Raw genomic sequence first — 24,011 nt, 5'->3', positions numbered from 1 at the left:
CTTCGGAAGCCCTTGTTCCGTTATGGCCCGACCTGTTCGGCCCGCAGCGAACGCGGGAGGCATGCGTCGTCCCCCGGGGCAGGAGAGCACCGGGGGACGGCCGGGGCCCGCGCCTGCGACGGCCCAGGTACGCGTCTACAGGGCGGGCGGCGGTCCGTCGATCGGGCGGCCGAGGACGCGCGGGCGGCGCTGCCACGGGCGGGGACCGGTGGGCGGGCGGTAGGCGACGCCGAGGGCGTCCAGGCGCCGGTAGTGCTCGGTCATGCGCCGCTCGAAGCCGGGGAAGTCCCGGCCGTCGGGGTGGGGCAGCTCGCTCCAGGCGACCTCGGCGAGCGCGGCGAGCCGGGGGAACGTCTGGTAGTCGACGCGCCCCTGGTCCTCCATCACCTCGGTCCACACGTTGGCCTGCGTGCCCAGCACCCGCCCCCTCTCCTCGGGCGTCAGCTCGGCCGGGAGGGGCTCGAACCGGTAGACGTCCTCCAGGGTGCGCACGTACCCGATGGGGACGGGCTCGTCGGGGCCCGCGTCCTGGCGGTGGTCGAGGTAGACCTGCTGCTCGGGGCACATCACCACGTCGTGGCCGGCGCGGGCCGCGGCGATCCCGCCCGCGTAGCCGCGCCAGGACGACACGGCGGCGCCCGGCGCGAGTCCGCCCTGGAGGATCTCGTCCCAGCCGATGAGCCGCCGCCCGCGTTCGGCCAGCCAGCGGTCGAAGTGGCCGATGAACCAGGACTGCAGGGCGTCCTCGTCCGCGAGCCCCAGCTTCGCGATCTGTTCCCGCGCCGTCCTCGACACCCGCCACTGGTCCTTGACGCATTCGTCGCCGCCCATGTGCACGAACCGCGAGAACGGCCCGGCGTCGGCGGGGAACAGTTCCAGGAGTTCCTCCAGCACCCCTTCGTAGAAGCGCAGGGTGTCCTCGGTGGGGGCGAGGACGTTCGGATTGATGCCCCAGGTGTCCCAGACGGTCAGCGCGGCGGTGTCGACGACATCGGAGTTGCCGAGTTCCGGATACGCGGCGATGGCCGCCTGCGAGTGTCCCGGGACGTCGATTTCGGGGACGACGCCGATATGCCGTTCGGCGGCGTAGGCGACGATCTCGCGGAGGTCGTCCTGCGTGTAGTGGCCACCGTGCGGACGCTCGTCCCAGAGGTCGGACGCACGGTGGCCGATTTTGGTGCGGGAGCGCCAGGATCCGACGTCGGTGAGGCGCGGATACCGCCGGATCTCGACACGCCAGCCCTGGTCGTCCGTCAGGTGCAGATGCAGCACGTTGAGTTTGTGCGCGGACATCAGATCGAGATAACGCAGCACGCCTTCCTTCGGCATGAAGTGGCGTGCCACGTCCAGCATCAGCCCGCGCCAGCGGAAGCGGGGCGCGTCCTCGACCGTCAGGTGCGGCACGGTCCACACCCGGTCGCGGCGGACGGGCGCCCTGCGGAACGCGTCGGCGCCGAGGAGCTGCCGCAGGGTCTGCGCGCCGTGCAGCACTCCGGCCGCGTCACCGCCCTCGACGAGGACGCCCGCGGGGCCGCTGACGAGCCGGTACGCCTCCTGCCCGAGCTCCGGCGCGAGCGCGAGCCGCACACCCTCGTGCGCCTCCGAGGGCTCCCGCGCCTCCCTCCAGGGCAGCCCGGTGGCGGCCCGCAGCACCCCCGCGAGCCACCGCCCGACGCCCTCCGTACCGGCGCCGGCATACAGTCCGGAGTCCTCCGTCAGACGGGTCTCCCCGGCGCCGGCGACGACGCTCCGGGGCGCCGGAATCAGTGAAGTCGGCATCACGTCAGTCCTTTACCGCGCCGCCCAGTCCGGAGACCAGACGCCGCTGCACGAGTACGAAGAAGACCAGCACCGGAATCGTCATCACGGTGGACGCCGCCATCACCCCGCCCCAGTCGGGGTCGTCGGGTTTGTAGAACACCAGCAGCGCCATCGGCAGGGTCGACTGGGAGATGTCGCTGATGATGAACGACTTGGCGAACAGGAAGTCGTTCCAGGCCGAGATGAACGAGAACACACTGGTGGCCACGAGGCCCGGCAGGACGAGCGGGAAAAGGATCTGCCAAAGGAACCGCGCACGGCTGGCGCCGTCCATGTACGCGGCCTCCTCCAGTGCCTCCGGAACGCCCTTCACGAACCCCCTGAGCATCCAGATCGCGAACGGCAGCGAGAAGGCGATGTGCGGCAGGATCAGCGACCACAGCGTGTTCAGCTGACCGAGATCCCGCATCACGAAGAACAGGGGGATCGTCAGCGCCTCCACGGGCACCATCTGGGCCACCAGAAACATGATCAGCAGGGTGGTCCGCAAACGGAACCGGAATCGTGTCACGGCGGTCGCGGCGAGAAATGCGATGAACGCGGAGGCGATCACCACGGCGACCGCGACGACCACGCTGTTGAGGAAGTAACGGCCGAAATCCTGCTGCCCGAACACCCGCCGGAACGAGTCCAGCGTGGGCGCGAGCGTCCACGGCCGCGGCTCGCCCCGGATCTCCCCGGCCGGCTTGAACGCGCTCAGCACCATCCAGTACAGGGGGAAGGCCACCACGGCGGCGACCACCAGGGCGGTCACCTCGGCCGCCGTCCGGCCCGGACGCCGGGTGAACCGGCGCAGAAGATTCACCCGGGATTCCACGTCCTGCCTCACGAGACTCACAGTTCCTCCCCCTGGCGGCGCAGCAGCCGCAGGTACACCAGCGTCACGGCGAGCAGGATCAGCAGCATCACCACGCCGATCGCGGCGCCCAGGCTGTACTGCGAGGACGCGAACGCCTTCTGATACGCGTACACGTTGAGCACCAGGTTCTGTCCCGCGATGCCCCCGCCGCCCGTCATGACGTAGATCTGTGTGAAGACCTTGAAGTCCCAGATGACCGACTGGATGGTGACGACGACCAGGATCGGGCGGAGCATCGGCGCGAGCACCGACCGCCAGATCCGCCACTGCGAGGCCCCGTCCAGGGCGGCGGCCTCCAGCACCTCGGCCGGGACGGCCCGGATGCCGGCGTAGACCGTCACCATGACGAACGGGAAGGAGCACCACACCACTTCGAGCAGCACCAGGAGGAACGCGCTGAACCTCCCGTACGTCCAGGAGTGGTCGCCGAGCCCCAGCACCCGGTTGACGGGGCCGAAGTCGGCGTCGAACAGGAACAGCCACACCGTGGACCCGGTGATCGCGGGGGTGGCCCAGGCGCCGAGCGCGGCCAGCATCAACGCCAGCCGCGGCACGGCCCGCACCCGGGTGAGCAGCACGGCGAGCGCACACCCCACGGCCAGCGTGGAGACGACACAGGCCGCCGCGAACACCACGGTGGCCAGCAGCACCTCCCAGAACTGCCCGTCCGAGAACAACGCGGAGTAGTTCCCGAACCCTTCGAAGGTGGTCGGCTCCCCACCGCTGACCTGCGCCTGGGTGTAGTGAAAGACCGAAATCAGCCCGAGCTGGTAAATGGGATAGGCGAGCAGCCCCCCAAGAACCACCAACGCCGGCGCGAGATACAACCAGGGTGCACCCGAACGCCCCCTCCGGGGGCGCGGGGCCGTGCCGGATCTGCGGCTGCCGCCGCGTGGGCGCGCCAAGCCCCCACCGGCCCGCGCCCGCGACCGCTCAAGAACCCCCGCCCCGGTAGGCCCGCTCACCCGACCGACCCGAACGCGTCGTTCATCTTCTTGGCAGCGTCCGCCGCGGCGGTGTCCACGTCCTTCTTGCCGGACACGACCTCCTGGAACATCGTCGGCAGCACCTGCCCCGCGTCGATCTGTGCCCACGCCGGCGACGCGGGCACGAACTTCGTGTCAGCGGCGAGCGTCGCGACGAACGGCTTCACGAAGGCCTCCTTCGCGGCCACCTGCTCCCGCACGTCGGAGAACGTCGGCAGGAACCCCATCGCCTCGAACAGCTTCCCCTGCGCCTCCTTGGAGGCGAGCCGCTTCATCAGGTCGACGGCGAGGGTGCGGTGCGTGGTGGACTTCAGCACGCCCAGGTTGTTGCCGCCCGCGAACGCGGGGGCGATCGACCCGGCCTTCAGGCCCGGCAGCGGCACGACCGCGTACCTGCCCTTGACCTTGCCGGCCTCGACGGCGGCGTGGCTGAAGTCGCCGCCGATCGCCATGGCCGCCTTGCCCGCGGCGAACGCGGTGATCGTGTCATTGCCGGTCATCGCGGCGCACTTGGCGGCCGGGCAGTTGTCGTCGCCGAACAGCGAGGTGTACGCCTCGATGCCCTTGCGCGCGGCAACGCTGTCGATGGCGGCGGCGTACGAACCGCCCTTGCCGGTGGCGAGTTCGCCGCCGTGGGCCCAGATGAAGGGCATCGCGCCGTAGGTGTAGGCGCCGCCGACGGCGAGCCCGTACAGCTCGGGCCTGGCGGCGCGGATCTCCTTCGCCGTGGAGATGAGCTCCTCCTGCGTCTTCGGGACGTCGAGGCCGAGCCCCTCGAAGACGTCGGTGCGGTAGTACAGCGCGCGGACGCCGACGAAGTAGGGGACGCCGTAGATCTTGCCGCCGACGGTGACGGACTGGCGGGCGGTGGGATCGGTGTCCTTGGCCTCGCCCCAGGCGCCGAAGTCCGCGGTGACGTCGGCGAGTCCGCCGTCCTTCACATAGCCGGCGGTGTCGGTGTTGCCGTACTCGATGAGGTCAGGGGCCGACTTGGGGTCGTTGAAGGCGGCCTTGATGCGTTGGGCGCGGGTCTCGACGGGGATGTACTCGACGGTGACCTCGGTGCCCTCGTGCTCCTTCTCGAAGTCGGCGAGGACGGAGTCGACGACCTGTTCCTTGGGCCGGTTGTTGACCTCCTGGAAGAGCCAGACGCGCAGGGTGCCGGTCTTCTCGTCCTTGTCGGAGGCGGAGTTGCCGGAGGTCTGAGGGGCGCAGGCGGCGGTGGCGAGGACGGCCGCGACGGCGACCATGCGGACGGACAGCTTCATGGAGTGCTCCTCCGAGCGCGTTGCATCATATGCAATGGCGGTTTCGCTGTGCACAACACACCGGAGGCTATGGAGTGGGTGAACCACGCCACAAGAGGTCTCAACCACTCTGTGACCGGCCGACGCACCCTGCGCAACGGGCAAGCAGCACAAAGCCCCCACAGGCACGCAAAGCGCGCCCACGGGGGCCTCGGAGGACTCGGACCGGCGTCAGGAAGGGGAGAGCGGGACTACTTGTCGCCCTTGCCCTTGTCGTCGCCGCCTTCACCCATGGACTCGTAGATCTCCTTGCACATGGGGCACACCGGGTACTTCTTCGGGTCGCGGCCGGGCACCCACACCTTGCCGCACAGCGCCACGACGGGCGTGCCGTCGAGGGCGCTCGCCATGATCTTGTCCTTCTGGACGTAGTGGGCGAAGCGCTCGTGGTCACCGTCGCCGTGGGAGGTCTGCGGCGTCGGCTCGACGAGGGTCCCCGTACCAGTCCCGCGCTCGGGCTCAAGAGTGCTCATAACAGCCAAGGGTACTGAAGCCCGCGCGGGTCAGTTGAGCGAAGGGTCGTCCGGATACGTGGCGACCATCGCCAGCTCGCTGCGCTGCCGGCGGAGCACCTCGCGCCACAGCCGCTCCGGCGCCGGACAGGACACGTCACCGGGCTCCGACTCCACCACGTACCAGGCGCCGTCGACCAGCTCGTCCTCCAGCTGCCCCGGGCCCCAGCCCGCGTAGCCGGCGAAGATCCGCAGCGAGCCGAGGACGGAGGCGAGCAGCTCCGGCGGGGCCTCCAGGTCGACCAGGCCGATCGCGCCGTGCACCCGGCGCCAGCCCAGCGGCGGGTCCTCCCCCGCCGCGCCGCCCGGGACGACGGCGACGCCGAGGGCCGAGTCCAGCGACACCGGGCCGCCCTGGAACACCACGCCGGGCTCGCCGGCCAGGTCCGCCCAGCCCTCCAGGATGTCGCCCACGTCCACCGGGGTCGGCCGGTTGAGGACGACACCGAGGGAGCCCTCCTCGTCGTGGTCGAGAAGGAGCACCACCGCACGGTCGAAGTTCGGGTCCGCCAGAGCGGGAGTGGCCACGAGCAGCCGCCCTGTGAGCGAGGACACCTCGGTCATGCCAGACATGATCCCGCATCTTCCCGCCGCGCGGGGAGGCAATGCGGGTGACGGAGTGAAGACGGCCGCCGCGCGCGAGAGCTTCCTGGTCGGGCGTCGTCCGGGCCGGGGTGAAGGGGTGCGGACGGGCGTCCGGGAGCGCGCCCGGCGCGCGTCGGCCGCCGGTGACCCCGCGTGGCCGCCGGTGAACGGTTCGTGTTGTGACAGAGCCATGACGTTCCCAGGGCCTCCTCGGGCTTACAGAAGGGGGGTGAAGGGCGATTACCCTTTCCCTTCTGACCCTCTGCCCCACTCCACGGAACGCGAGATTCATGACCGTCAACGACGTCGATGACGTACTGCTTGTCCACGGCGGAACCCCGCTGGAGGGCGAGATCCGGGTCCGCGGTGCGAAGAACCTCGTACCGAAGGCCATGGTCGCCGCGCTGCTGGGCAGCTCACCGAGCCGGCTGCGCAACGTTCCGGACATCCGTGACGTCCGCGTCGTCCGGGGGCTGCTGCAACTGCACGGCGTGACGGTCCGTCCGGGCGACGAGCCCGGCGAACTGGTGCTCGACCCCACGTACGTGGAGAGCGCCAACGTCGCTGACATCGATGCCCACGCCGGTTCCTCGCGGATCCCGATCCTGTTCTGCGGCCCGCTGCTGCACCGTCTCGGGCACGCGTTCATCCCGGGCCTCGGCGGCTGCGACATCGGCGGACGCCCCATCGACTTCCACTTCGACGTGCTGCGGCAGTTCGGCGCGACGATCGAGAAGCGCGCGGACGGCCAGTACCTGGAGGCCCCGCAGCGGCTGCGCGGCACGAAGATCCGGCTGCCGTACCCGTCGGTCGGCGCCACCGAGCAGGTGCTGCTCACGGCGGTCCTCGCGGAGGGCGTCACCGAGCTCTCCAACGCGGCGGTGGAGCCGGAGATCGAGGACCTGATCTGCGTCCTGCAGAAGATGGGCGCCATCATCGCGATGGACACCGACCGGACGATCCGCATCACCGGTGTGGACAAGCTCGGCGGCTACACCCACCGCGCCCTGCCGGACCGCCTGGAGGCCGCCTCCTGGGCGTCCGCCGCGCTCGCCACCGAGGGCAACATCTACGTCCACGGCGCCCAGCAGCGCTCGATGATGACGTTCCTCAACACCTACCGGAAGGTCGGCGGCGCCTTCGAGATCGACGACGAGGGCATCCGTTTCTGGCACCCGGGCGGGCAGTTGAAGTCCATCGCCCTGGAGACGGACGTGCACCCCGGATTCCAGACCGACTGGCAGCAGCCCCTGGTGGTCGCCCTGACGCAGGCCACGGGCCTGTCCATCATCCACGAGACGGTCTACGAGTCCCGGCTGGGCTTCACCTCCGCGCTCAACCAGATGGGCGCCCACATCCAGCTCTACCGCGAGTGCCTGGGCGGCTCCGACTGCCGCTTCGGCCAGCGCAACTTCCTGCACTCGGCGGTCGTCTCGGGCCCGACGAAGCTCCAGGGCGCGGACCTAGAGATCCCCGACCTGCGCGGCGGCTTCTCGTACCTGATCGCGGCCCTCGCCGCCCAGGGCACCTCCCGCGTCCACGGCATCGGCCTGATCAACCGCGGTTACGAGAACTTCATGGAGAAGCTCTCCGCCCTCGGCGCGAAGGTGGAGCTCCCGGGCAAGGCCCTCGGCTGACCCCGGCACGAAGACGCCGATGGGGCGGTCACCCTTCGTGGGTGACCGCCCCATCGGCGTTCACTGCAGCGCCCGAAGGGGCGCGGGGAACTGCGCGACCAGCCACATCGGGCCGGCAGACGGGCGAGGGGCGCCCAGCCGAACGGCGCGGGACCGCTCAGGCGTGGAAGCGCCCGCAGGGCGCCTTACTTACCCTTGGCCGCTTCCTTGAGCTTCGACCCCGCCGAGACCTTCACGCTGTACCCGGCGGGGATCTGGATCGGCTCACCGGTCTGCGGGTTGCGCGCGGTGCGCGCAGCGCGGTGGGTGCGCTCGAAGGTCAGGAAGCCGGGGATGGTGACCTTCTCGTCGCCCTTGGAGACGATGTCGCCGACGACGTCGGCGAACGCGGCCAGCACGGCGTCGGCGTCCTTGCGGGTCACCTCGGCGCGGTCGGCCAGCGCGGCCACCAGCTCACTGCGGTTCATGTTGTTACTCCCGTGTTCTTCTTGCCGTTGAGGCGTGCCACGCGGCGGAGCCGCATGTCGGGCACGGCGAAAGCCGATGCTGCCAGGTTCCTCGGTGAGTCCCCGGACCCGGGTCCTTCGTCGGACCCTCGCGCCCAGGGACGCATCCTGCCTCTACCTGCGGCGGTAATGCCAATCCGGCACCCGCAGGAGTCGTGAGAACACCCGAGGGAGTCACACGAAGAGCGCCACGGCCTCCGCACGGTGACGCTCCGTCCGCTTCCGGCAGCGGACAGCAGGGGGCCGGAGCCCGGGTCCGGCCGCCCACCCTAGAGGGCGGCCGGGACTACGGGTTCCGCGACGCGCCGTTTCAAACCCCGTGGCGATCCTCACAGCGTGCGGACCACCCCGGACGACGGCCTCGGCGGCCGTCCCGGACGTCAGGCGCCGGCGGCCTGCGCGGAGGTCACGCGCCGGCCGCCCCGGACGTCACGCGCCCGCGGCCTTCGCGGCCTCGCGCACCGCGTCGGCGACCGCGCCGGCGACCTTGTCGTTGAAGACGGACGGGATGATGTAGTTCGGGTTCAGCTCGTCCTCGGTGACCACGTCGGCCAGCGCCTGCGCGGCGGCCAGCATCATCTCGGTGTTGACGGTCCGGGACTGCGCGTCCAGCAGGCCGCGGAAGACGCCCGGGAAGACCAGCACGTTGTTGATCTGGTTCGGGAAGTCGGAGCGGCCCGTGGCCACAACCGCCGCCGTCTGACGGGCGATTGCCGGGTCCACCTCGGGGTCGGGGTTCGCGAGCGCGAACACGATCGCGCCCTCGGACATCGCGGACACGTCCTCGGCGCCCAGCACGTTCGGCGCGGAGACGCCGATGAAGACGTCCGCGCCGCGCACGGCCTCCTTCAGCGTGCCGGTGAGGTTCTCCGGGTTGGTGTTGTCGGCGATCCAGCGCAGGGCGGAGCCGGGGGCGGCGTCGACCAGGTCCTCACGGCCGGCGTGCACGACGCCGTGGATGTCGGCCACCACGGCGTTCTTCACACCGGCGGCCAGCAGCAGCTTGAGGATGGCGGTGCCGGCCGCGCCGGCGCCGGACATGACGACCCGGATGCTCTCGATGGACTTGCCGGTGACGCGCAGGGCGTTGGTCAGGGCGGCGAGGACGACGATCGCGGTGCCGTGCTGGTCGTCGTGGAAGACGGGGATGTCGAGGGCCTCGCGCAGCCGGGCCTCGATCTCGAAGCAGCGCGGCGCGGAGATGTCCTCCAGGTTGATGCCGGCGAAGCCGGGGGCGATGGCCTTGACGATCTCCACGATCGCGTCGGTGTCCTGGGTGTCCAGGCACAGCGGCCAGGCGTCGATGCCGGCGAACCGCTTGAACAGGGCGGCCTTGCCCTCCATCACCGGCAGCGCGGCCTTCGGGCCGATGTTGCCGAGGCCCAGCACGGCGGAGCCGTCCGTCACGACCGCAACGGAGTTGCGCTTGATGGTGAGGCGGCGGGCGTCCTCGGGGTTCTCGGCGATCGCCATGCAGACGCGGGCGACACCCGGCGTGTAGATCATCGACAGGTCGTCACGGGTGCGGATGGGGTGCTTCGATGCCATCTCGATCTTGCCGCCGAGGTGCATCAGGAACGTACGGTCGGAGACCTTGCCCAGCGTGACGCCCTCGATCTGGCGCAGCTGTTCGACGATCTCGTCGGCGTGGGCGGTGGAGGTGGCCGCGATGGTCACGTCGATCCGGAGCCGCTCGTGGCCCGACGCGGTCACGTCGAGGCCGGTCACCAGGCCTCCGTGGGACTCGACTGCCCCGGTGAGCTGGGACACCGCGGTTCCTCCCGCGGGCACCTCCAGCCGGATGGTCATCGAGTAGGAGACGCTGGGCGCCGTTGCCATGGCCGACTTCCTCTGCTTTTCAACCGTGTCGCGAATCGTGCCGTCCGATCGTCGCACCTACCGCTGAGTACGTGGTAGCCGCCCCGGATTGCGGACGTTTTGTTCATCGCCGTCTGTCGTCAGACGAAAAGTGAGTTCCACCATACGAGAGGCGTCGGGGCAACAGAAGAGGCCCCCGTCACTCTCGTGACGAGGGCCTCTCCGACGTTCATGACACCGACCCGCCATGCTCGCCTCGCGGCAAGTGGTCGCTCGAAGCGACTAAGGTTGGGCCCGGGGGCTTGGATCGAGCCGGTGCCACGTCCAGGCTAACAAACGGATCGCTCAAGGCCATTCCCATGACCGCGGGATATTTCCCGCGCCCCTCACCGGTCCGCCCTCAGGGCCGCCGCGGCACCCTCCGCTCAGTCCCGCAGCAGGTCGGGCACCCCGTCCGCGTCCGGTTCGTCGCGCTCCGCCGACACCACCGTGAGCTGCTGCGTCGCGCGCGTCAGGGCGACGTAGAGCACCCGCAGGCCGGCCGGGGACTCGTCGGCGATCTCCGCGGGGGAGACGACCACCGTCGCGTCGTACTCCAGGCCCTTGGCCTCCAGGCTGCCGAGCGCCACCACCCGGTCGCCGAGCCCGTCGAGCCAGCGCCGGGCCTCCTCGCGCCGCCGCAACGCGACGACCACGCCGACCGTGCCGTCCACCCGCTCCAGCAGCCGGGCGGCCTCGGCGCGCACCGTGTCGCCCAGCGACCGTCCGGCCACGGCGAAGCGCGGCTCGACGCCGGTGGAGCGCACCGCGCGCGGCGACTCGGAGCCGGGCATGGCGAGGGCGAGGACCTTCGCCGCCAGCTCGGCGATCTCGGCCGGGTTGCGGTAGTTCACGGTCAGCTCGAAGCGGCGGCGCGGACGGGTGCCGAGGGCCTCGTCGCGGGCCTGGGCGGCCTCGTCGGGGTCGGACCAGGAGGACTGGGCCGGGTCGCCGACGATCGTCCACGTGGCGTGGCGGCCGCGGCGGCCGACCATGCGCCACTGCATCGGGGTCAGGTCCTGCGCCTCGTCGACGATCACGTGGGCGTACTCGACGCGCTCCTGGGCGAGCCGCTCGGCCCGCTCGCGCTGGGTCTCCTCGCGCACCGGCATCAGCTCCTCCAGGCCGGTGAGCTGGTCCAGCGGGTCGATCTCGCGCTTCTTGCGGGGCCGGGCGGGGGCGCCCAGGATCGCCTGGAGTTCGTCCAGCATCGCGATGTCGTGCACGGAGCGCCCGTCCCGCTGGAGGGCGCGCGCCAGCTTGCGCACCTCCCCCGGGTTGAGGATGCGCCGGGCCCAGCGGCCGAGTCGGCGCTCGTCGGCCATGGCGTCCAGGACGGCGGCGGGGGTGAGTTCCGGCCACCAGGCGTCGAGGAAGGCCGTGAAGTCGTCCTCGGAGGTGATGTCCTCGTCGAAGGAGGAGCGGAGCTCGGCGGCGAGCTCGGGGTCGGTGTGCCGGTTCCCGGCGCCGGAGCGCTCCCACAGGGCGTCCAGGAGGAGCTTGCGGGCGCGGGGGCGCAGCAGGTTGACGGGGGCGGTGCCGCCGAGGGCCGTGCGGCGGACGGCCGCCAGTTCCTCGGCCTCCAGCTCCAGACGGCGGCCGAAGGCGACGACCCGCAGCCGCTGCGGCGAATCGTTCAGCTCCAGCGCTCCGCGCGCGGCCTTCCGCAGCACCTTGAGCATGCGGTACGAGCCCTTGATGCGGGCCACGGCCGGGGAGTCGTACACGGTGGCCTCGGCGCCGTCGACGAGGGAGCCGATGGCGCGGATGGCGACCTGGCCCTCCTCGCCGAGGGACGGCAGCACGCCCTCGGTGTAGGCGACCAGCAGCGGGGTCGGGGAGACGATGAGGATGCCGCCCGCGTACCGGCGCCGGTCCTGGTAGAGCAGGTAGGCGGCGCGGTGCAGGGCGACGGCGGTCTTGCCGGTGCCGGGGCCGCCCTCGACGTAGGTGACGGAGGCGGCGGGGGCGCGGATCACCAGGTCCTGCTCGGCCTGGATGGACGCGACGATGTCCCGCATGGTGTGCGTACGGGCCTGGCCGAGCGCGGCCATCAGGGCGCCGTCGCCGATCACGGCGAGTTCGCGGCCGTCGAGGGTGGCCTTCAGCTCGGGGCGCATCAGGTCGTCCTCGACGCTCTGCACCCGGCGCCCCTTGGAGCGGATCACGCGGCGGCGCACGACCCGGCCGGGGTCGACCGGGGTGGAGCGGTAGAAGGGCGCCGCGGCGGGCGCCCGCCAGTCGATGACCAGCGGGGCGTAGTCCTCGTCGAGGACGCCGATGCGGCCGATGTGCAGGGTCTCGGCGATGTCGGCGGTGTTGTCGGGGCGGACGGCGCCCTCGGCGGGCTCGACGGCGGTGTACGCGCCGTCCGGGCCCTTCTTGCCGTCCTTGCCGAGCAGCAGGTCGATGCGGCCGAAGAGGAAGTCCTCGTACTCGTGGTGCAGCCGGTTGAGGTGGACGCCGGCCCGGAAGACTTGGGCGTCCCGCTCGGCGAGGGCGCCGGGCGTGCCGACGTGGCCGCGCTGGGCGGCGTCGCGCATGAGGAACTCGGCCTCGGAGATCTTCTCCTCGAGGCGCCGGTACACCCGGTCCAGGTGTTCCTGTTCCACACGGATCTCCCGGTCGCGAACGGTGTCGTGAACCGGGACGACCGCGGATTCCTGTTGAGCCTGAGCGGCCACCGGGCCCCCTTCTGACGTGCTGGGCAGCCGTCAACCGTACGCGAAGGGGGCCCCGTGAGGCTACGCGTCGACCTCCACGAGCGTCTTGCCGTCGAAGGTCGAGATCACGAAGTGGTCGATCTGGTTGCGCTCGAAGGCCGCGCCGCCCTGGACGTACAGCGGCTGCTTGCCCTTGTCGGTCGCGGCGTCGGGCAGTCCGTAGCCCTCGCCGGTGACCGCCCAGGAGTTCACCGTCTCGCGCTCGCCGTTCTTGCCGACGGCGATGAGCGAGCACTTCTGTTCGCCCTTGACGTTCTTCAGCTCGGTGACGATCTCGGTTCCCCAGAGCTTGTCCTCCAGGGCCACGGTGGCGGTCACCCCGGTGGTGGGGTCCGTCGCCGTGATCTTCTCGGAGCTCTTGTCGAAGGCGTCCTTGACCGGGTTGGCCGCGAGCGTGCGGCCGGTGTTGCCGCCGCCGCTGCCGCCGCCGTCCCCGCCGCTCGCCGCGACGGCCACGAACGGGCCGCTGACGATCAGCGCGCCGGCCGCGGCGACCATGTAGAAATTGCGGCGGCGCTTGCGCGCCCTGCGCTCGGCCACCTCGTCGACGAGCTTCTCCACCACGCGCGGCGACGGCTTCGCGGACAGCGACTCGCCGATGGCGGGCGATCCGGCGGCGTCGGGCAGGTCCGCGAGCGCGGCCAGCATCGGCTCCATCCCGGCGAGTTCGTCGAGCTGCTGGGCGCACCACTCGCAGGTCGCCAGATGCGCCTCGAAAGCGCCGGCTTCGGCGTCGTCGAGGATGCCGAGGGCGTAGGCACCGACTGTCTCGTGCTCGTTCGGCACCGGTGATCCCTCCATGGCACCAGACATACCCGTCCCGCCCGTGCCGAATCCCTGGTTTCCCCCGTACACACTCATCACGCCGTCACCCCCCGCTCCTCCAGAGCCAGCTTCATCGACCGCAGGGCGTAGAACACCCGGGAGCGTACGGTGCCGCTCGGTATGCCGAGTGTCTGGGCCGCCTCATTGACGGTACGCCCCTTGAAATAGGTCTCGACGAGGACCTCCCGGTGTGCCGGGGTCAGGTCGTCGAGTGCGTCCGACAGCGTCATCAGCCACAGCGCCTTGTCGATCTCGTCCTCCGCGGGGATGACCTCCAGCGGCGACGGATCGACCTCCTGCGGCCGGGCCTGCCGGCTGCGGTGGCCGTCGATGACGATGCGCCGGGCGACCGTCACCAGCCAGGGGCGTACCGAACCGGTCGCCCGATTGAGCTGACCGGCGTTCTTCCAGGCACGGATGAGCGTTTCCTGGACGACGTCCTCGGCGCGCTGCCGGTCTCCGGCGACCAGCCTGAGGACGTACGCCAGCAGGGGTCCTGCGTGCTCGCGGTACAGCGCACGCATCAGCTCCTCGTCAGGTTCCGAGGGCTGGGAAGACATGCGATGTCGGGCCCTCGTTCCACGTTCATTGGCCACGGCCGCATCCTTGCGCACGCCCACCTCCGGTGTCCGGGGGATCCCCCAGTCGGTCGCTCGACAACCGGTACGCACGCGGGGCGTTGGGTGTTCAAAGAGAGACGGCAGTTTTCTCAGGGGCGTCGCACCGACCGGGACATGAACGCACATTCCCCCCGCTCTCCCTTCACATTTCCGACACACGGCGGGCGGGAGGGCGCGCATGAACCCACACGAGGGCTCAACGGGTGCGTGACGCAGATCACTTGAGCAATTATCAGGATCTCCGGGGCGCGAAAACCGCGAACGGGATAAGGGAGTTCATTCGGGCGCGGGCGGCCGGGTGCTGTTCAGGCGCGGGTGAGGGCCGCCGTACGGCGGCGGTGCCGTGCCACGCGTTCCCGGTTCCCGCAGACCTCGCTGGAGCACCAGCGCCTGCGGCGTCCCCGTGAGGTGTCGACGTACACGATGGGGCAGTTGTCGCCCTCGCACTGGCGCAGGCTCGCGCGGGCGGCCGGGTCGGTCAGCAGGTCCACCGCGTCCCGCGCCACCGCCCCGAGCAGCGCGTCACCCCCGGGCGGTCCGTCGAGCCGGCGCACCAGCGTCCCGTCCGCGCCCGGGACCGCGCGGGGCGCCGGGGGCGCGGAGCGGGCGAGGTCGTTGACCCGGGCGAGCGCGTGGCCGTACGACGGCGAGCGGGGCGCGCGCACCAACGGGACGAGATACGCGCGCAGTTCGCGGAAGGCGTCCAGCCAGGACGGGTCGGCGTGGGCGAGCGGGGTGTCCTCGGGGACGAGTCCGGCGCCGGTGATCCAGGCCCGCAGCGCGTCGACGGAGCCCAGCCGTTCCCCTGGATGAGTGGTCGCGAGCAGATCCAGGCAGACCCGCCCGGTGTCGAACCTCAGCTCGTAGGACGCCGTGACCGTGCCCAGTGCCATGTCCTGCCACCGCCTAGGTGGGCCCCCGCGCGCGTGGGGGCCGTGCGCGAACCGGGAAACCGTGCTCCCTCCACAGTGCCCGCCCGCCCCGAACCCCGGAACCCCTCCCGCCGGGTGCTTTCGGCACGGCCTCGCCGGCACGCACCGTGGCGCCCGGATCAGACCGCCGCGTCGTACTTGGTGTCCGCCGCCGGGTCGAGGGCGAGGCGGTAGCCGCGCTTGACGACCGTCTGGATCAGCTTGGGGGCGCCCAGAGCCGTGCGGAGGCGGGCCATCGCCGTTTCCACCGCGTGTTCGTCGCGGCCCGCGCCGGGGAGGGCGCGCAGCAGTTCCGCGCGGGAGACGACCCAGCCGGGCTTGCGAGCCAGGGCCCGCAGCAGGGACATCCCGGCGGGCGGCACCGGCCGCAGTTCGCCGTCGACCAGCACCGCGTGGCCCCGGATCTCCACCCGGTGTCCGGCGACGGGCAAGGTGCGGGCGCGGGCGGGGAGTTCGCGGCACAGGAGCTGGACCAGCGGGCCCAGGCGGAAGCGTTCGGGCTGCACGGTGTCGATGCCCCGCGCCTGGAGCGGCAGGGCGGTGACCGGGCCGACGCAGGCGGGCAGCACGTCGTGGCCGAGCGCGGCCAGCAGCTCGTCCAGCAGGCCCCGCTCCTCGGCACGGGACAGCAGCGACGCGGCGGCGGGCGCGCTGGTGAAGGTGACCGCGTCCAGGGTGCGGGCGACGGCCGCGTCGACCAGCCGGTCCACCGGCCCGATGTCCTCCGGCGGCAGCCACCGGTAGACCGGTACGCCCACCACCTCCGCTCCCGCGGCCCGCAGTGACTCCACGAACCCGGGCAGCGGCTCGCCGTGCAGCTGGACGGCGATGCGCAGCCCGTCGACGCCCTCCTCCAGAAGCCGGTCCAGCACCTCTGCCATCGACTCCGACGCCGGCGACCACTCCTCGTTCAGTCCCGCCGCCCGGATCGCGCCCTTCACCTTGGGCCCGCGGGCCAGGATCCGCACCTCGCGCAGCCGCTCCAGCAGGTCCTCGCCGAGCCCCCAGCCGTCCGCGGCCTCCACCCAGCCGCGGAACCCGATGGCGGTGGTGGCGACCGCGATGTCCGGGGCCCGCCCGATGATCTCCTTGGTGGCGGCCAGCAGCTCGCTGTCGTCGGAGAGCGGCACGATCCGCAGCGCCGGGGCGTGCAGCACCGCCGCCCCACGGCGCTCCAGCAGCGCGCCCAGTTCGTCGGCCCGGCGCGCCGCGGTCACGCCCACGGTGAACCCCGCGAGGGGCCCCTGTTCCGGAGACTGCTCTCGTTCGTCGTACATCACTCTCGTCCCGGCTCGAGTCGGCGTCCTGCACGGAGGTGCGGCTCCACGTCCGTGCCGAGCGAGCCTGTCAACCATCCATGACAGGCTCGGTTCGGCTTCATGTCACCAGTGTTACGTCACCCGCCGTCACACCTCGGCGTAGCTGAGCTGCGGCTTCTTCTCCGTGGCGGGGGTGTCGCCGGCCGGGCGGACGGCGGGCCGGCGAAGGTATACCGCCCACGTGACCGCGAAACAGACCGCGTAGCAGGCGAGGAACGCCGCGAACGCGCCCGTGCCTGAGCCGTAGGAGAGGAAGGACTGGCGGAAGGCCAGGTTGATGCCGACGCCGCCGAGCGCGCCCACCGCGCCGATCAGGCCCATCGACGCCCCGGACAGCCGCCGCCCGTACGCGGCCGCCGCCTCGCCTTCGAGGCCCAGCGCCTGCGCCTTGGCCTGGAAGATGCCGGGGATCATCTTGTACGTCGAGCCGTTGCCGAGGCCGGTCAGTACGAACAGCCCCACGAAGGCGACGGTGAACAGCGCCAGCGACTGCGCCATCGAGGCGGCGATCAGTACGGCGGTCGCGGCGCCCATGGCGACGAAGTTCCACAGGGTGATGCGCGCGCCGCCGTAGCGGTCGGCGAGCCGGCCGCCCAGCGGCCGGATCAGCGAGCCCAGCAGCGGCCCGACGAAGGTGACGTACGCGGCCTCCAGCGGGGTGCGGTCGAACTGGTTCTGCAGCACCTGCCCGAAGGCGAAGCTGTAGCCGATGAACGAGCCGAAGGTGCCGATGTAGAGGAACGACATGATCCAGGTGTGCGGGTCGCGCGCGGCGTCCTTGGCGGCGCCGGTGTCGTTGTTCACCGAGGCCAGGTTGTCCATGTAGAGCGCGGCGAGCACGGCGGCGACGAGGATCAGCGGGATGTACAGGCCCAGCAGGACCCGCGGTCCCCCGCTCGCGCCGATGATCGCGAGGGCGACGAGCTGGATGACGGGGACACCGATGTTGCCGCCGCCCGCGTTCAGGCCGAGCGCCCAGCCCTTCTTCCGCAGCGGGAAGAAGGCGTTGATGTTGGTCATGGAGGACGCGAAGTTGCCGCCGCCGATGCCGGCCAGCAGGCCGACCAGCAGGAACGTAGTGAAGGAGGTCCCGGGCTCCATCACCGCGAACGCGGCGACGGTCGGCACGAGCAGCAGGCCCGCGGAGACGATCGTCCAGTTCCGCCCGCCGAACACCGCGACGGCGAAGGTGTACGGGACGCGCACGACGGCGCCGACGAGCGTGACCATCGACGTCAGCAGGAACTTGTCGGCGGGGGTCAGTCCGTATTCGGGGCCCATGAAGAGCACCAGCACGGACCACATGGTCCAGATCGAGAAGCCGATGTGCTCGGACAGGACGGAGAAGAGGAGATTGCGGCGGGCGATCCGCTCTCCGGTGCGGTTCCAGAAGGTCTCGTCCTCCGGGTCCCACTGCTGGATCCAACGGCCGCTGCGGGCTGTCATGGGGCCTCCACTGCTCTCCGGGGCGCGGCGGTGCCGCGAGGGCTTGTCCCGAAGGTAGGGAGGGAGCGTTTCCGGCCTGTGGCACGCGGTGACCGGCAGGGAACGTTGCTCTCACCCCCGCCGGGGGCGGGGTGAGAGAAGTCCGTCACCGGTCACCGACGGCGCGGTGAGGGTCAGTGCTGCGGGGGCTGCCCGTAGGGGCCGGGCGCCTGCTGCGGCGGTACGCCGTACGGGCCCGGCTGGCCGTAGGCGGGCGGCTGCTGGGCGTACGGGCCGGGCTGCGCGTACCCCGGGGCGGGCTGCTGCTGCGGGAACGGCGGCGCGCCCTGGGCCTGCGCGCCGTACGGCCCGTACGGGCCGCCCCCGTACGGCGTGCCGGAGCCCGGAGGCAGGTAGCGCACGCGGCCCGTCTCGTCCGCCACCGGTGCGAAACCGGCCGCCTGGAGCCGCGCCGCGAACTTGGCGTTGCGCTTGCGGGTGACGACGAACCCGATGCCGAAGACCGCCATGAGGGCCAGCCAGATGATCCCCGCGATCACGAAGTCGTCCGAGGTGCCGCCCAGCCGGTAGGCGATGATCACGGAGCCGATGGAGACGCCGATCGCGCCGTAGCCCATGCGCTTCTCGGCGCTCTTGCCGGTGAGGTCGAAGTTGATGCGCGCCTTGAGCAGTTCGAACGCGTCCGGCACGAGCGGCGGCACGGAGACGCCGTCGTGGGCGTTGGGATACTGCGCCCAGTTCTGCGCGGCGCGGGCCCGCGCCTGCGGGCTGGGGTCGGGCACGATCAGCATCTTCAGCTGGCTGTTGTTCCCGCCGCCCTGCCGGACGTCGGCGTACTCGTAGCCGAACTGCTGGGCGACGAAGGCGAGTCGGGCGAGTTTCTTCACGGATGCCATGGGACTGGTGAGCTCCACCGGCTCCCCGCTCGCCATCAACTGCATCATCTTCTGCGTCTGCCGCTTGCTCATTCGCCCCGCGCCCCCTGGCCCACCGTTCACTTCAGCAACAGGGGCAGTGTGGCACGCCCGCCCACCTCGAACCAGAGCAGCTTCCCGGCTCCTCGCCTCGGCCCGCCGTCGCCGAGGGACCACCCACCCCAGGAGTCGGCGTACTCCTGCACGAGACGCAGTCCCCGCCCGGATTCGGCGCCGGGCCGAGCGGGCGGAACGGAGTCGTCGCCACCAGCCCCGCTGAACGGGGCCGGGACGTACGGGTGACTGTCCCACACGCCGACCCGCAGCCGGCCGTCGCTCAGCCCGGTGAGCCGCAGGGACGCGGGCCCCTTGGTGTGCAGGTAGGCATTGGTGACCAACTCCGACGTCAGCAACTCCACGACGTCGAGGGCGTCCTGCCTGCCGTGCCCGTCGAGCGCCGCCCGCACCGTCATGCGTGCGACGCGTACCGCGCGGGGGTCACGGGGGAGGCGAAGGGCGTACGCCCAGGAGCGGGGCGGGGCTACGGTGACCATGGGTGTCTCCGGGGATCAGAAGGGGACTTGGGTTTCGCACTCACGGCCACGCCGGGCGGTGGCAGTGCCTTGGTCGGTGCGCTTCCGGCTTACGAGCGCGACGTGTGAGCGATACCGCTACGGTAGAGCCGATCTGGAAGATAGATCTCCCAGGTGCGGGAGGTTCATCTCTATTTAGCTCGTGTGAGGGACGTGAGAGCCGCTTCGCGGCCAGGAAGGACACGCTGTGCCGCCCACGAACAATCCGACGCTGCGGCAACGGAGACTGGGCGCCGAGCTGCGCAAACTCCGCGAGAAGGCGGGGTTCACGGTGACCCGGGCCGCCGAGCACCTGGGCGTCAACCAAGGGCGCGTGAGCATGATCGAGACCGGTCGCAGCCCGGTGAGCGCCGACCTCGTGCGCGGGATGGCGTCCGCCTACGAGTGCTCCGACAAGGCTCTGGTCGACGCGCTGGCCGCCATGACCGGGCGCCGACGCCGGGGCTGGTGGGACGAGTACCGCGAGCATCTGCCCGCCGCACTGGTCGACCTGGCGGAGCTGGAACACCACACGACCGCGCTACGCGTCGCGCTGGTGATCCACATTCCGGCGCTGTTGCAGACCACCGATCACGCCCGCGCCCTCTTCCGGACCGTCGTGCCGCCCATGCGCCAGTACGAGATCGAGCACCGTCTCACGTACCGCATCAAACGGCAGGGCATCCTGCACCGAGAGGATCCGCCGTCCTACTCGGCGATCATTCACGAGGCGGCCCTCCGCATGGGCTTCGGCGGCTCTTCGGTGGCTCACGGCCAGCTCACACACCTGCTCGACATGGGCGAGTTGCCCCATGTCACCATCAGGGTGATCCCGTTCGGCACGGACCACTTCCCGAGCACCGGCCAGTCATTCGACTACCTCATGGGCGCCGTACCGCAGCTCGACACGGTCCAACTGGACACGCACCACGGGGGCTGCGGTTTCCTGGACGCGGAGGCACAGTTGGCCAAGTACCGAGCCGTACTGGACCACATGACGTCCTGCGCACTCGATCCCACCGAGTCCCGCAACTTCATCCACAACCTCATCCGGAAAGCCTGAGAAGGAACACCGTGCAGACCATCCGTTGGCGCAAGTCGTCCCACAGCGGCGACAGTTCGAACTGCGTAGAGATAGCCCCCACGGCCGCCGCCGTCCTCATACGCGACTCGAAGACGACGTCCGGCCCGCGGCTCGGCCTCTCCCCCACCGCGTGGGCCGCCTTCCTCACGCACATCAAGAAGTGACCGCCGACTCCGGCGGCCTTCTCTTCTTCTGCTACAGCTCAGATTGACGCCAGCGCTTCACCAAATCATCCAGGGACTGCTGCAGAAATTTCCCGGTGAACGCCTGCCGGTAGCTTCCGGTCGAAATACCGACGGCACTCGCCTCAGCACCGTCGATCAGCCTGACAGCACCGGAGGGACTCTCAGCGGAACCGAACTCGCCGAAGTCGAACCCCGGAAATGCCAAATTCGGCGAGTGGTAAATTTCCGGCTCGGCCGGAAATGCGGAAAGCAGACCCTCATCCCGCCCGACCACTTGCCATGATCCGTTCACGACCTCCGTATCATCACTGTAAACGGGGAACTTGCATGCGGAGGAATGTTCGGGGTGCACAGCGTCGAGGGAACGGAACTTCTCTCCGAAGATTCCGAACGCCACGCCGAACCTGTTGCGCGCGACCACGATCACCGCATACCAGGCGTCATCGACGGGAACAGCAAGAATGTCCCCCACCTCGGGCCGGGCAGAACTCCCTGCTCCTGCAATTACGAGGCGGGAGATATCCCCAGCGGACACATCCACGAGGTTCGCCGCTTCGCTGTTGACGAATTCCAGCAGGATGTTCGCCAGGTCATTCGGGGGTACAGGGCCCCCACCGTCCTCATCGGACAGGCCCGCTAGGAAGTCAGCCACGTCCGTGAACACCGAGTCACCCATTTCGGACACCCTGGACTCTGCCGGGCCAGAGTAGGCGGTTCCGTCCGCCAGAGTGGCCTCAAATTCGAGAGGGGCAGAGTAAATGGCTTCCGATGACCACTTGAAGAGCTCCAAGAACTCCTTCAAGGATGGCCGGCCACCTGCAGTCTCGGAGAACTCCAGCAGAATCGCCCTCAGCTTTGCGTTCACACGTTCGCCACTCACGGGCACCCTCCATTCTTATAGCTCTCGTAGGCAAGATATGCGGGCTTTTTTCCTGACTCCATCGGGTTGTCGCGATTCCCTCGATACGTTGGCCCCCTCCCGACGTAGGTACCGAAGTACTCCATCATCCGCTGTTCGAGGAGACGCGCTTGACCGTATGTCCTGGTACCCGGAAACACGCTCATCTTGTCACCCTTTGCAGGGCTGAACCGATCATGATTGTTGCCGTGCCGGGTCTGTAGCGTGAACGGTGTAACTCCCCGCTAGGTGGCAGCAGTTAAGGCTGCTGTGACCGATGGGAGCAGGACCGTGAAGCAGAATACGCGTTCGACCACTGAAGTGGACGAAGAGACGGCTGCGCCGTCTCTGGACAGGTCTCTGGTGGCCCAGCTGATGGCTCAGGCAAAGGCTGACGGTGTGAGCCTGACCGGAGAGGGAGGACTCCTCGCCCAGCTGACGAAACTGGTGCTGGAAGGAGCCCTGGAGGGCGAGCTCACCGACCATCTCGGCCGGGAGAACGGCCAGCGGACCGAGGACGGCCGCAGCGGGAACTACCGCAACGGGCACCGGTCGAAGACGGTGACGACGGAGGTCGGGCCGGTGGAGATCGACGTCCCGCGCGACCGGAACGGATCGTTCGAGCCGGAGTTGGTGAAGAAGCGGCAACGGCGACTGACCGGCGTCGACGAGATGGTGCTGTCGCTGTCGGCGAAGGGCCTCACCCACGGAGAAATCTCCGCGCACCTCGCCGAGGTCTACGGCGCCGAGGTGTCCAAGCAGACGATCTCCACGATCACGGACAGCGTGCTCGAGCGGATGACCGAGTGGCAGAACCGTCCGCTCGACCGCGTCTACCCGGTCGTATTCATCGACTGCGTGAACGTCAAGATCCGCGACGGCCAAGTCGCCAACCGACCCGTCTACATGGCGCTCGCCGTGACCGCGGAAGGAACCCGCGACATCCTCGGCCTGTGGGTCGGAGACGGCAGTGAGGGAGCCAAGTACTGGCAGCACGTCCTCACCGAGATCAAGAACCGAGGCGTCGCGGATGTCCTCATGGTCGTCTGCGACGGACTGAAGGAACTTCCCGAGTCCGTGACCCGCGTCTGGCCCCTGACCGTGGTCCAGACCTGCGTGGTTCATCTGCTGCGGAACAGCTTCCGTTACGCGGGCCGGCAGGACTGGGAGAAGCTCGCGAAGGACCTGCGGCCTGTCTACACGGCTCCGACCGAGGCCGCGGCAGCCGAGCGGTTCGGCGAGTTCCAGGAGAAGTGGGGGACGAAGTACCGGGCCGTCGTCCGGCTCTGGGAGAACGCCTGGGCGGAGTTCGTGCCCTTCCTCTCCTTCGATGCGGAGATCCGAAAGATCATCTGCACGACCAACGCGATCGAATCGGTCAACGCCAGGATCCGCAAGGCCGTCCGGGCCCGCGGCCACTTCCCGACCGACCAGGCCGCCCTCAAGTGCGTCTACCTGGCGATCATGAGCCTGGACCCGAAAGGCACCGGCACGAAGGCGTGGACCCGCCGCTGGAAGCCGGCCCTGAATGCCTTCGACATCGCGTTCGACGGCCGACTCACCCTCGGCACCGCCAACAACTGAAATCAACCAACGGAGTTACACCGTTCCGCAGACACTCCCGGACCCGGGCGGCGACGACCTGCCCCCGTACGTCGCCGCGCCCTCCGGCCACTTCAAGGGCGGCCTGATCACCCACAACGGCGACATCTACGGCGGTGACGGCCTCCAGGACCTCATCGTCCGCGTCGGCGGCAAGCTCTGGGTCTACCCCGGCGACGGCTACGGCGCGGTCGACATCGACCGACGGGTGGAGATCCTCCTCCCCGACAACGCGCCCAGCCCCGCCTCCCTCACCCAGATCGTCTCGGCCGGCGACGCCACCGTGGACGGCCGCACGGACTTCTTCGCCACCGTGGGCGAGGAGATCTGGGCCTTCACCGGCTACCACGGCGCCAGCATCGACAAGGCGATCCGGCTGTCCTCCACCCCCTGGGCCGACCGCGACATCGTCACCGTGGCGGACATCAGCGGCGACGGGGTGACGGACCTGGTCTACCGCACCGACGTCTCGGGCCGGCTCCTCTTCCGCAAGGGCATCAAGGCCGCCGCCGGCGGAACCGACCTGACCTCCCTGGCCTCCGCCGCCAACTCCGCCGACGGGGTCGACGCCGTCTACGGTTCCTCCGGCTGGGGCAGCTCCAGCATCTACCTGCTCATCGGCACCCCCGACGCCAACGGCGACGCCATCCCCGACATCTGGACCGCGCGCACCGACGGAACCGTACGCTTCTACGCCGGCGGCAGGACCGTCCTGTCCGGATCCGGCACCGAGATCATCGGAACGGCGAGCTACTGGAAGACCCGCATCGCCATCGGCTGAGCCGCACGGCCGCAGGCGAAACGGGCGAGGGCCGTCGGAG

General features: G+C 70.2%; 21 protein-coding genes and 1 pseudogene. 5 read left to right on the top strand and 17 right to left on the bottom strand.

Annotation, left to right across the window (positions count from 1 at the left end; genetic code table 11):
* Positions 1-135: 135 nt before the first annotated feature.
* From ACQY0Z_RS10870 to ACQY0Z_RS10845, 6 genes are all read right to left on the bottom strand, one after another.
* Positions 136-1,779 carry a beta-N-acetylhexosaminidase gene (locus ACQY0Z_RS10870; RefSeq protein WP_189897786.1) on the bottom strand — a complete coding sequence of 548 codons (1,644 nt, stop codon included), beginning with the start codon at positions 1,777-1,779 and terminating at the stop codon, positions 136-138.
* Between the two features lie 4 nt (positions 1,780-1,783).
* Positions 1,784-2,626, bottom strand: a complete 843-nt coding sequence (locus tag ACQY0Z_RS10865) for an ABC transporter permease subunit (RefSeq protein WP_189898133.1) — start codon at positions 2,624-2,626, stop codon at positions 1,784-1,786.
* Between the two features lie 29 nt (positions 2,627-2,655).
* Positions 2,656-3,585: an ABC transporter permease subunit gene (locus ACQY0Z_RS10860; protein WP_189897785.1), complete on the bottom strand. Its 930-nt coding sequence runs from the start codon at positions 3,583-3,585 to the stop codon at positions 2,656-2,658.
* 56 nt (positions 3,586-3,641) lie between these two features.
* Entirely contained in the window at positions 3,642-4,934 is a 1,293-nt protein-coding gene (locus ACQY0Z_RS10855) for an extracellular solute-binding protein (RefSeq protein WP_439812175.1), read from the bottom strand.
* A 230-nt stretch (positions 4,935-5,164) separates the two neighbouring features.
* Positions 5,165-5,446 carry a DUF3039 domain-containing protein gene (locus ACQY0Z_RS10850; protein WP_019525837.1) on the bottom strand — a complete coding sequence of 94 codons (282 nt, stop codon included), beginning with the start codon at positions 5,444-5,446 and terminating at the stop codon, positions 5,165-5,167.
* A gap of 30 nt (positions 5,447-5,476) precedes the next feature.
* Positions 5,477-6,049 (bottom strand): YqgE/AlgH family protein, encoded by a 573-nt coding sequence (locus ACQY0Z_RS10845; RefSeq protein ID WP_189897783.1) that lies wholly within the window; start codon positions 6,047-6,049, stop codon positions 5,477-5,479.
* Positions 6,050-6,360: 311 nt separating this feature from the next.
* On the opposite strand from ACQY0Z_RS10845, the gene murA reads away from it, so the two are divergent.
* Positions 6,361-7,707: a UDP-N-acetylglucosamine 1-carboxyvinyltransferase gene (gene murA / locus ACQY0Z_RS10840; protein WP_019525835.1), complete on the top strand. Its 1,347-nt coding sequence runs from the start codon at positions 6,361-6,363 to the stop codon at positions 7,705-7,707.
* A 185-nt stretch (positions 7,708-7,892) separates the two neighbouring features.
* Here the strand turns inward: murA and ACQY0Z_RS10835 are convergent, their stop codons facing one another.
* From ACQY0Z_RS10835 to ACQY0Z_RS10790, 10 genes are all read right to left on the bottom strand, one after another.
* Positions 7,893-8,174 carry an HU family DNA-binding protein gene (locus tag ACQY0Z_RS10835; RefSeq protein ID WP_003990598.1) on the bottom strand — a complete coding sequence of 94 codons (282 nt, stop codon included), beginning with the start codon at positions 8,172-8,174 and terminating at the stop codon, positions 7,893-7,895.
* 468 nt (positions 8,175-8,642) lie between these two features.
* Positions 8,643-10,052 (bottom strand): NAD-dependent malic enzyme, encoded by a 1,410-nt coding sequence (locus ACQY0Z_RS10830; RefSeq protein ID WP_381731171.1) that lies wholly within the window; start codon positions 10,050-10,052, stop codon positions 8,643-8,645.
* 404 nt (positions 10,053-10,456) lie between these two features.
* The gene (locus ACQY0Z_RS10825; RefSeq protein WP_439812174.1) at positions 10,457-12,754 is read right to left on the bottom strand and encodes a HelD family protein; all 2,298 of its coding nucleotides are present in this window, start codon (positions 12,752-12,754) and stop codon (positions 10,457-10,459) included.
* A gap of 60 nt (positions 12,755-12,814) precedes the next feature.
* On the bottom strand, positions 12,815-13,579 hold the full coding sequence (locus tag ACQY0Z_RS10820; RefSeq protein WP_337662801.1) for an anti-sigma factor family protein: 765 nt from the start codon (positions 13,577-13,579) through the stop codon (positions 12,815-12,817).
* 74 nt (positions 13,580-13,653) lie between these two features.
* On the bottom strand, positions 13,654-14,238 hold the full coding sequence (locus ACQY0Z_RS10815; protein ID WP_078492847.1) for a sigma-70 family RNA polymerase sigma factor: 585 nt from the start codon (positions 14,236-14,238) through the stop codon (positions 13,654-13,656).
* A 305-nt stretch (positions 14,239-14,543) separates the two neighbouring features.
* Positions 14,544-15,131, bottom strand: coding sequence for a CGNR zinc finger domain-containing protein (locus tag ACQY0Z_RS10810; RefSeq protein WP_439812173.1), 588 nt, complete (start codon positions 15,129-15,131; stop codon positions 14,544-14,546).
* 158 nt (positions 15,132-15,289) lie between these two features.
* Complete coding sequence (locus tag ACQY0Z_RS10805) at positions 15,290-16,447, bottom strand: uroporphyrinogen-III synthase (RefSeq protein ID WP_347226484.1); 1,158 nt, start codon at positions 16,445-16,447, stop codon at positions 15,290-15,292.
* Positions 16,448-16,576: 129 nt separating this feature from the next.
* Positions 16,577-17,935: a nitrate/nitrite transporter gene (locus ACQY0Z_RS10800; RefSeq protein WP_439812172.1), complete on the bottom strand. Its 1,359-nt coding sequence runs from the start codon at positions 17,933-17,935 to the stop codon at positions 16,577-16,579.
* Positions 17,936-18,108: 173 nt separating this feature from the next.
* Entirely contained in the window at positions 18,109-18,903 is a 795-nt protein-coding gene (locus ACQY0Z_RS10795) for a hypothetical protein (RefSeq protein WP_189897776.1), read from the bottom strand.
* Between the two features lie 26 nt (positions 18,904-18,929).
* Positions 18,930-19,403, bottom strand: coding sequence for an ATP-binding protein (locus ACQY0Z_RS10790; RefSeq protein WP_189897775.1), 474 nt, complete (start codon positions 19,401-19,403; stop codon positions 18,930-18,932).
* A gap of 226 nt (positions 19,404-19,629) precedes the next feature.
* Between ACQY0Z_RS10790 and ACQY0Z_RS10785 the strand changes: the two genes are divergently transcribed.
* Both ACQY0Z_RS10785 and ACQY0Z_RS10780 read left to right on the top strand, forming a co-directional pair.
* On the top strand, positions 19,630-20,484 hold the full coding sequence (locus tag ACQY0Z_RS10785) for a helix-turn-helix domain-containing protein (RefSeq protein WP_190000873.1): 855 nt from the start codon (positions 19,630-19,632) through the stop codon (positions 20,482-20,484).
* A gap of 11 nt (positions 20,485-20,495) precedes the next feature.
* Positions 20,496-20,669 carry a DUF397 domain-containing protein gene (locus ACQY0Z_RS10780; protein WP_189897773.1) on the top strand — a complete coding sequence of 58 codons (174 nt, stop codon included), beginning with the start codon at positions 20,496-20,498 and terminating at the stop codon, positions 20,667-20,669.
* A 31-nt stretch (positions 20,670-20,700) separates the two neighbouring features.
* On the opposite strand, the gene ACQY0Z_RS10775 is transcribed toward ACQY0Z_RS10780, so the two are convergent.
* Positions 20,701-21,570: a hypothetical protein gene (locus tag ACQY0Z_RS10775; RefSeq protein ID WP_189897772.1), complete on the bottom strand. Its 870-nt coding sequence runs from the start codon at positions 21,568-21,570 to the stop codon at positions 20,701-20,703.
* 393 nt (positions 21,571-21,963) lie between these two features.
* On the opposite strand from ACQY0Z_RS10775, the gene ACQY0Z_RS10770 reads away from it, so the two are divergent.
* Positions 21,964-23,172, top strand: a complete 1,209-nt coding sequence (locus tag ACQY0Z_RS10770; RefSeq protein WP_381731694.1) for an IS256 family transposase — start codon at positions 21,964-21,966, stop codon at positions 23,170-23,172.
* Positions 23,173-23,212: 40 nt separating this feature from the next.
* A pseudogene (locus ACQY0Z_RS10765) lies at positions 23,213-23,971 on the top strand (DNRLRE domain-containing protein); the annotation flags it as partial.
* Positions 23,972-24,011: the final 40 nt, after the last annotated feature.

It is taken from the genome of Streptomyces sp. P9-2 (genome assembly GCF_051903975.1).
GTDB lineage: Bacteria > Actinomycetota > Actinomycetes > Streptomycetales > Streptomycetaceae > Streptomyces > Streptomyces cellulosae.
Note: the sequence above shows the minus strand (reverse complement) of the source record. Positions and strands in the feature narration are given on the sequence as shown.

What these genes read in the sequence shown, in the direction of transcription:
- ACQY0Z_RS10870 (WP_189897786.1), bottom strand. Translation starts at nt 1,779, where the DNA reads ATGCCGACTTCACTGATTCCGGCGCCCCGGAGCGTCGTCGCCGGCGCC.
- ACQY0Z_RS10855 (WP_439812175.1), bottom strand. Translation starts at nt 4,934, where the DNA reads ATGAAGCTGTCCGTCCGCATGGTCGCCGTCGCGGCCGTCCTCGCCACC.
- ACQY0Z_RS10850 (WP_019525837.1), bottom strand. Translation starts at nt 5,446, where the DNA reads ATGAGCACTCTTGAGCCCGAGCGCGGGACTGGTACGGGGACCCTCGTC.
- ACQY0Z_RS10845 (WP_189897783.1), bottom strand. Translation starts at nt 6,049, where the DNA reads ATGACCGAGGTGTCCTCGCTCACAGGGCGGCTGCTCGTGGCCACTCCC.
- murA (WP_019525835.1), top strand. Translation starts at nt 6,361, where the DNA reads ATGACCGTCAACGACGTCGATGACGTACTGCTTGTCCACGGCGGAACC.
- ACQY0Z_RS10835 (WP_003990598.1), bottom strand. Translation starts at nt 8,174, where the DNA reads ATGAACCGCAGTGAGCTGGTGGCCGCGCTGGCCGACCGCGCCGAGGTG.
- ACQY0Z_RS10830 (WP_381731171.1), bottom strand. Translation starts at nt 10,052, where the DNA reads ATGGCAACGGCGCCCAGCGTCTCCTACTCGATGACCATCCGGCTGGAG.
- ACQY0Z_RS10810 (WP_439812173.1), bottom strand. Translation starts at nt 15,131, where the DNA reads ATGGCACTGGGCACGGTCACGGCGTCCTACGAGCTGAGGTTCGACACC.
- ACQY0Z_RS10805 (WP_347226484.1), bottom strand. Translation starts at nt 16,447, where the DNA reads ATGTACGACGAACGAGAGCAGTCTCCGGAACAGGGGCCCCTCGCGGGG.
- ACQY0Z_RS10800 (WP_439812172.1), bottom strand. Translation starts at nt 17,935, where the DNA reads ATGACAGCCCGCAGCGGCCGTTGGATCCAGCAGTGGGACCCGGAGGAC.
- ACQY0Z_RS10795 (WP_189897776.1), bottom strand. Translation starts at nt 18,903, where the DNA reads ATGAGCAAGCGGCAGACGCAGAAGATGATGCAGTTGATGGCGAGCGGG.
- ACQY0Z_RS10790 (WP_189897775.1), bottom strand. Translation starts at nt 19,403, where the DNA reads ATGGTCACCGTAGCCCCGCCCCGCTCCTGGGCGTACGCCCTTCGCCTC.
- ACQY0Z_RS10770 (WP_381731694.1), top strand. Translation starts at nt 21,964, where the DNA reads ATGGCTCAGGCAAAGGCTGACGGTGTGAGCCTGACCGGAGAGGGAGGA.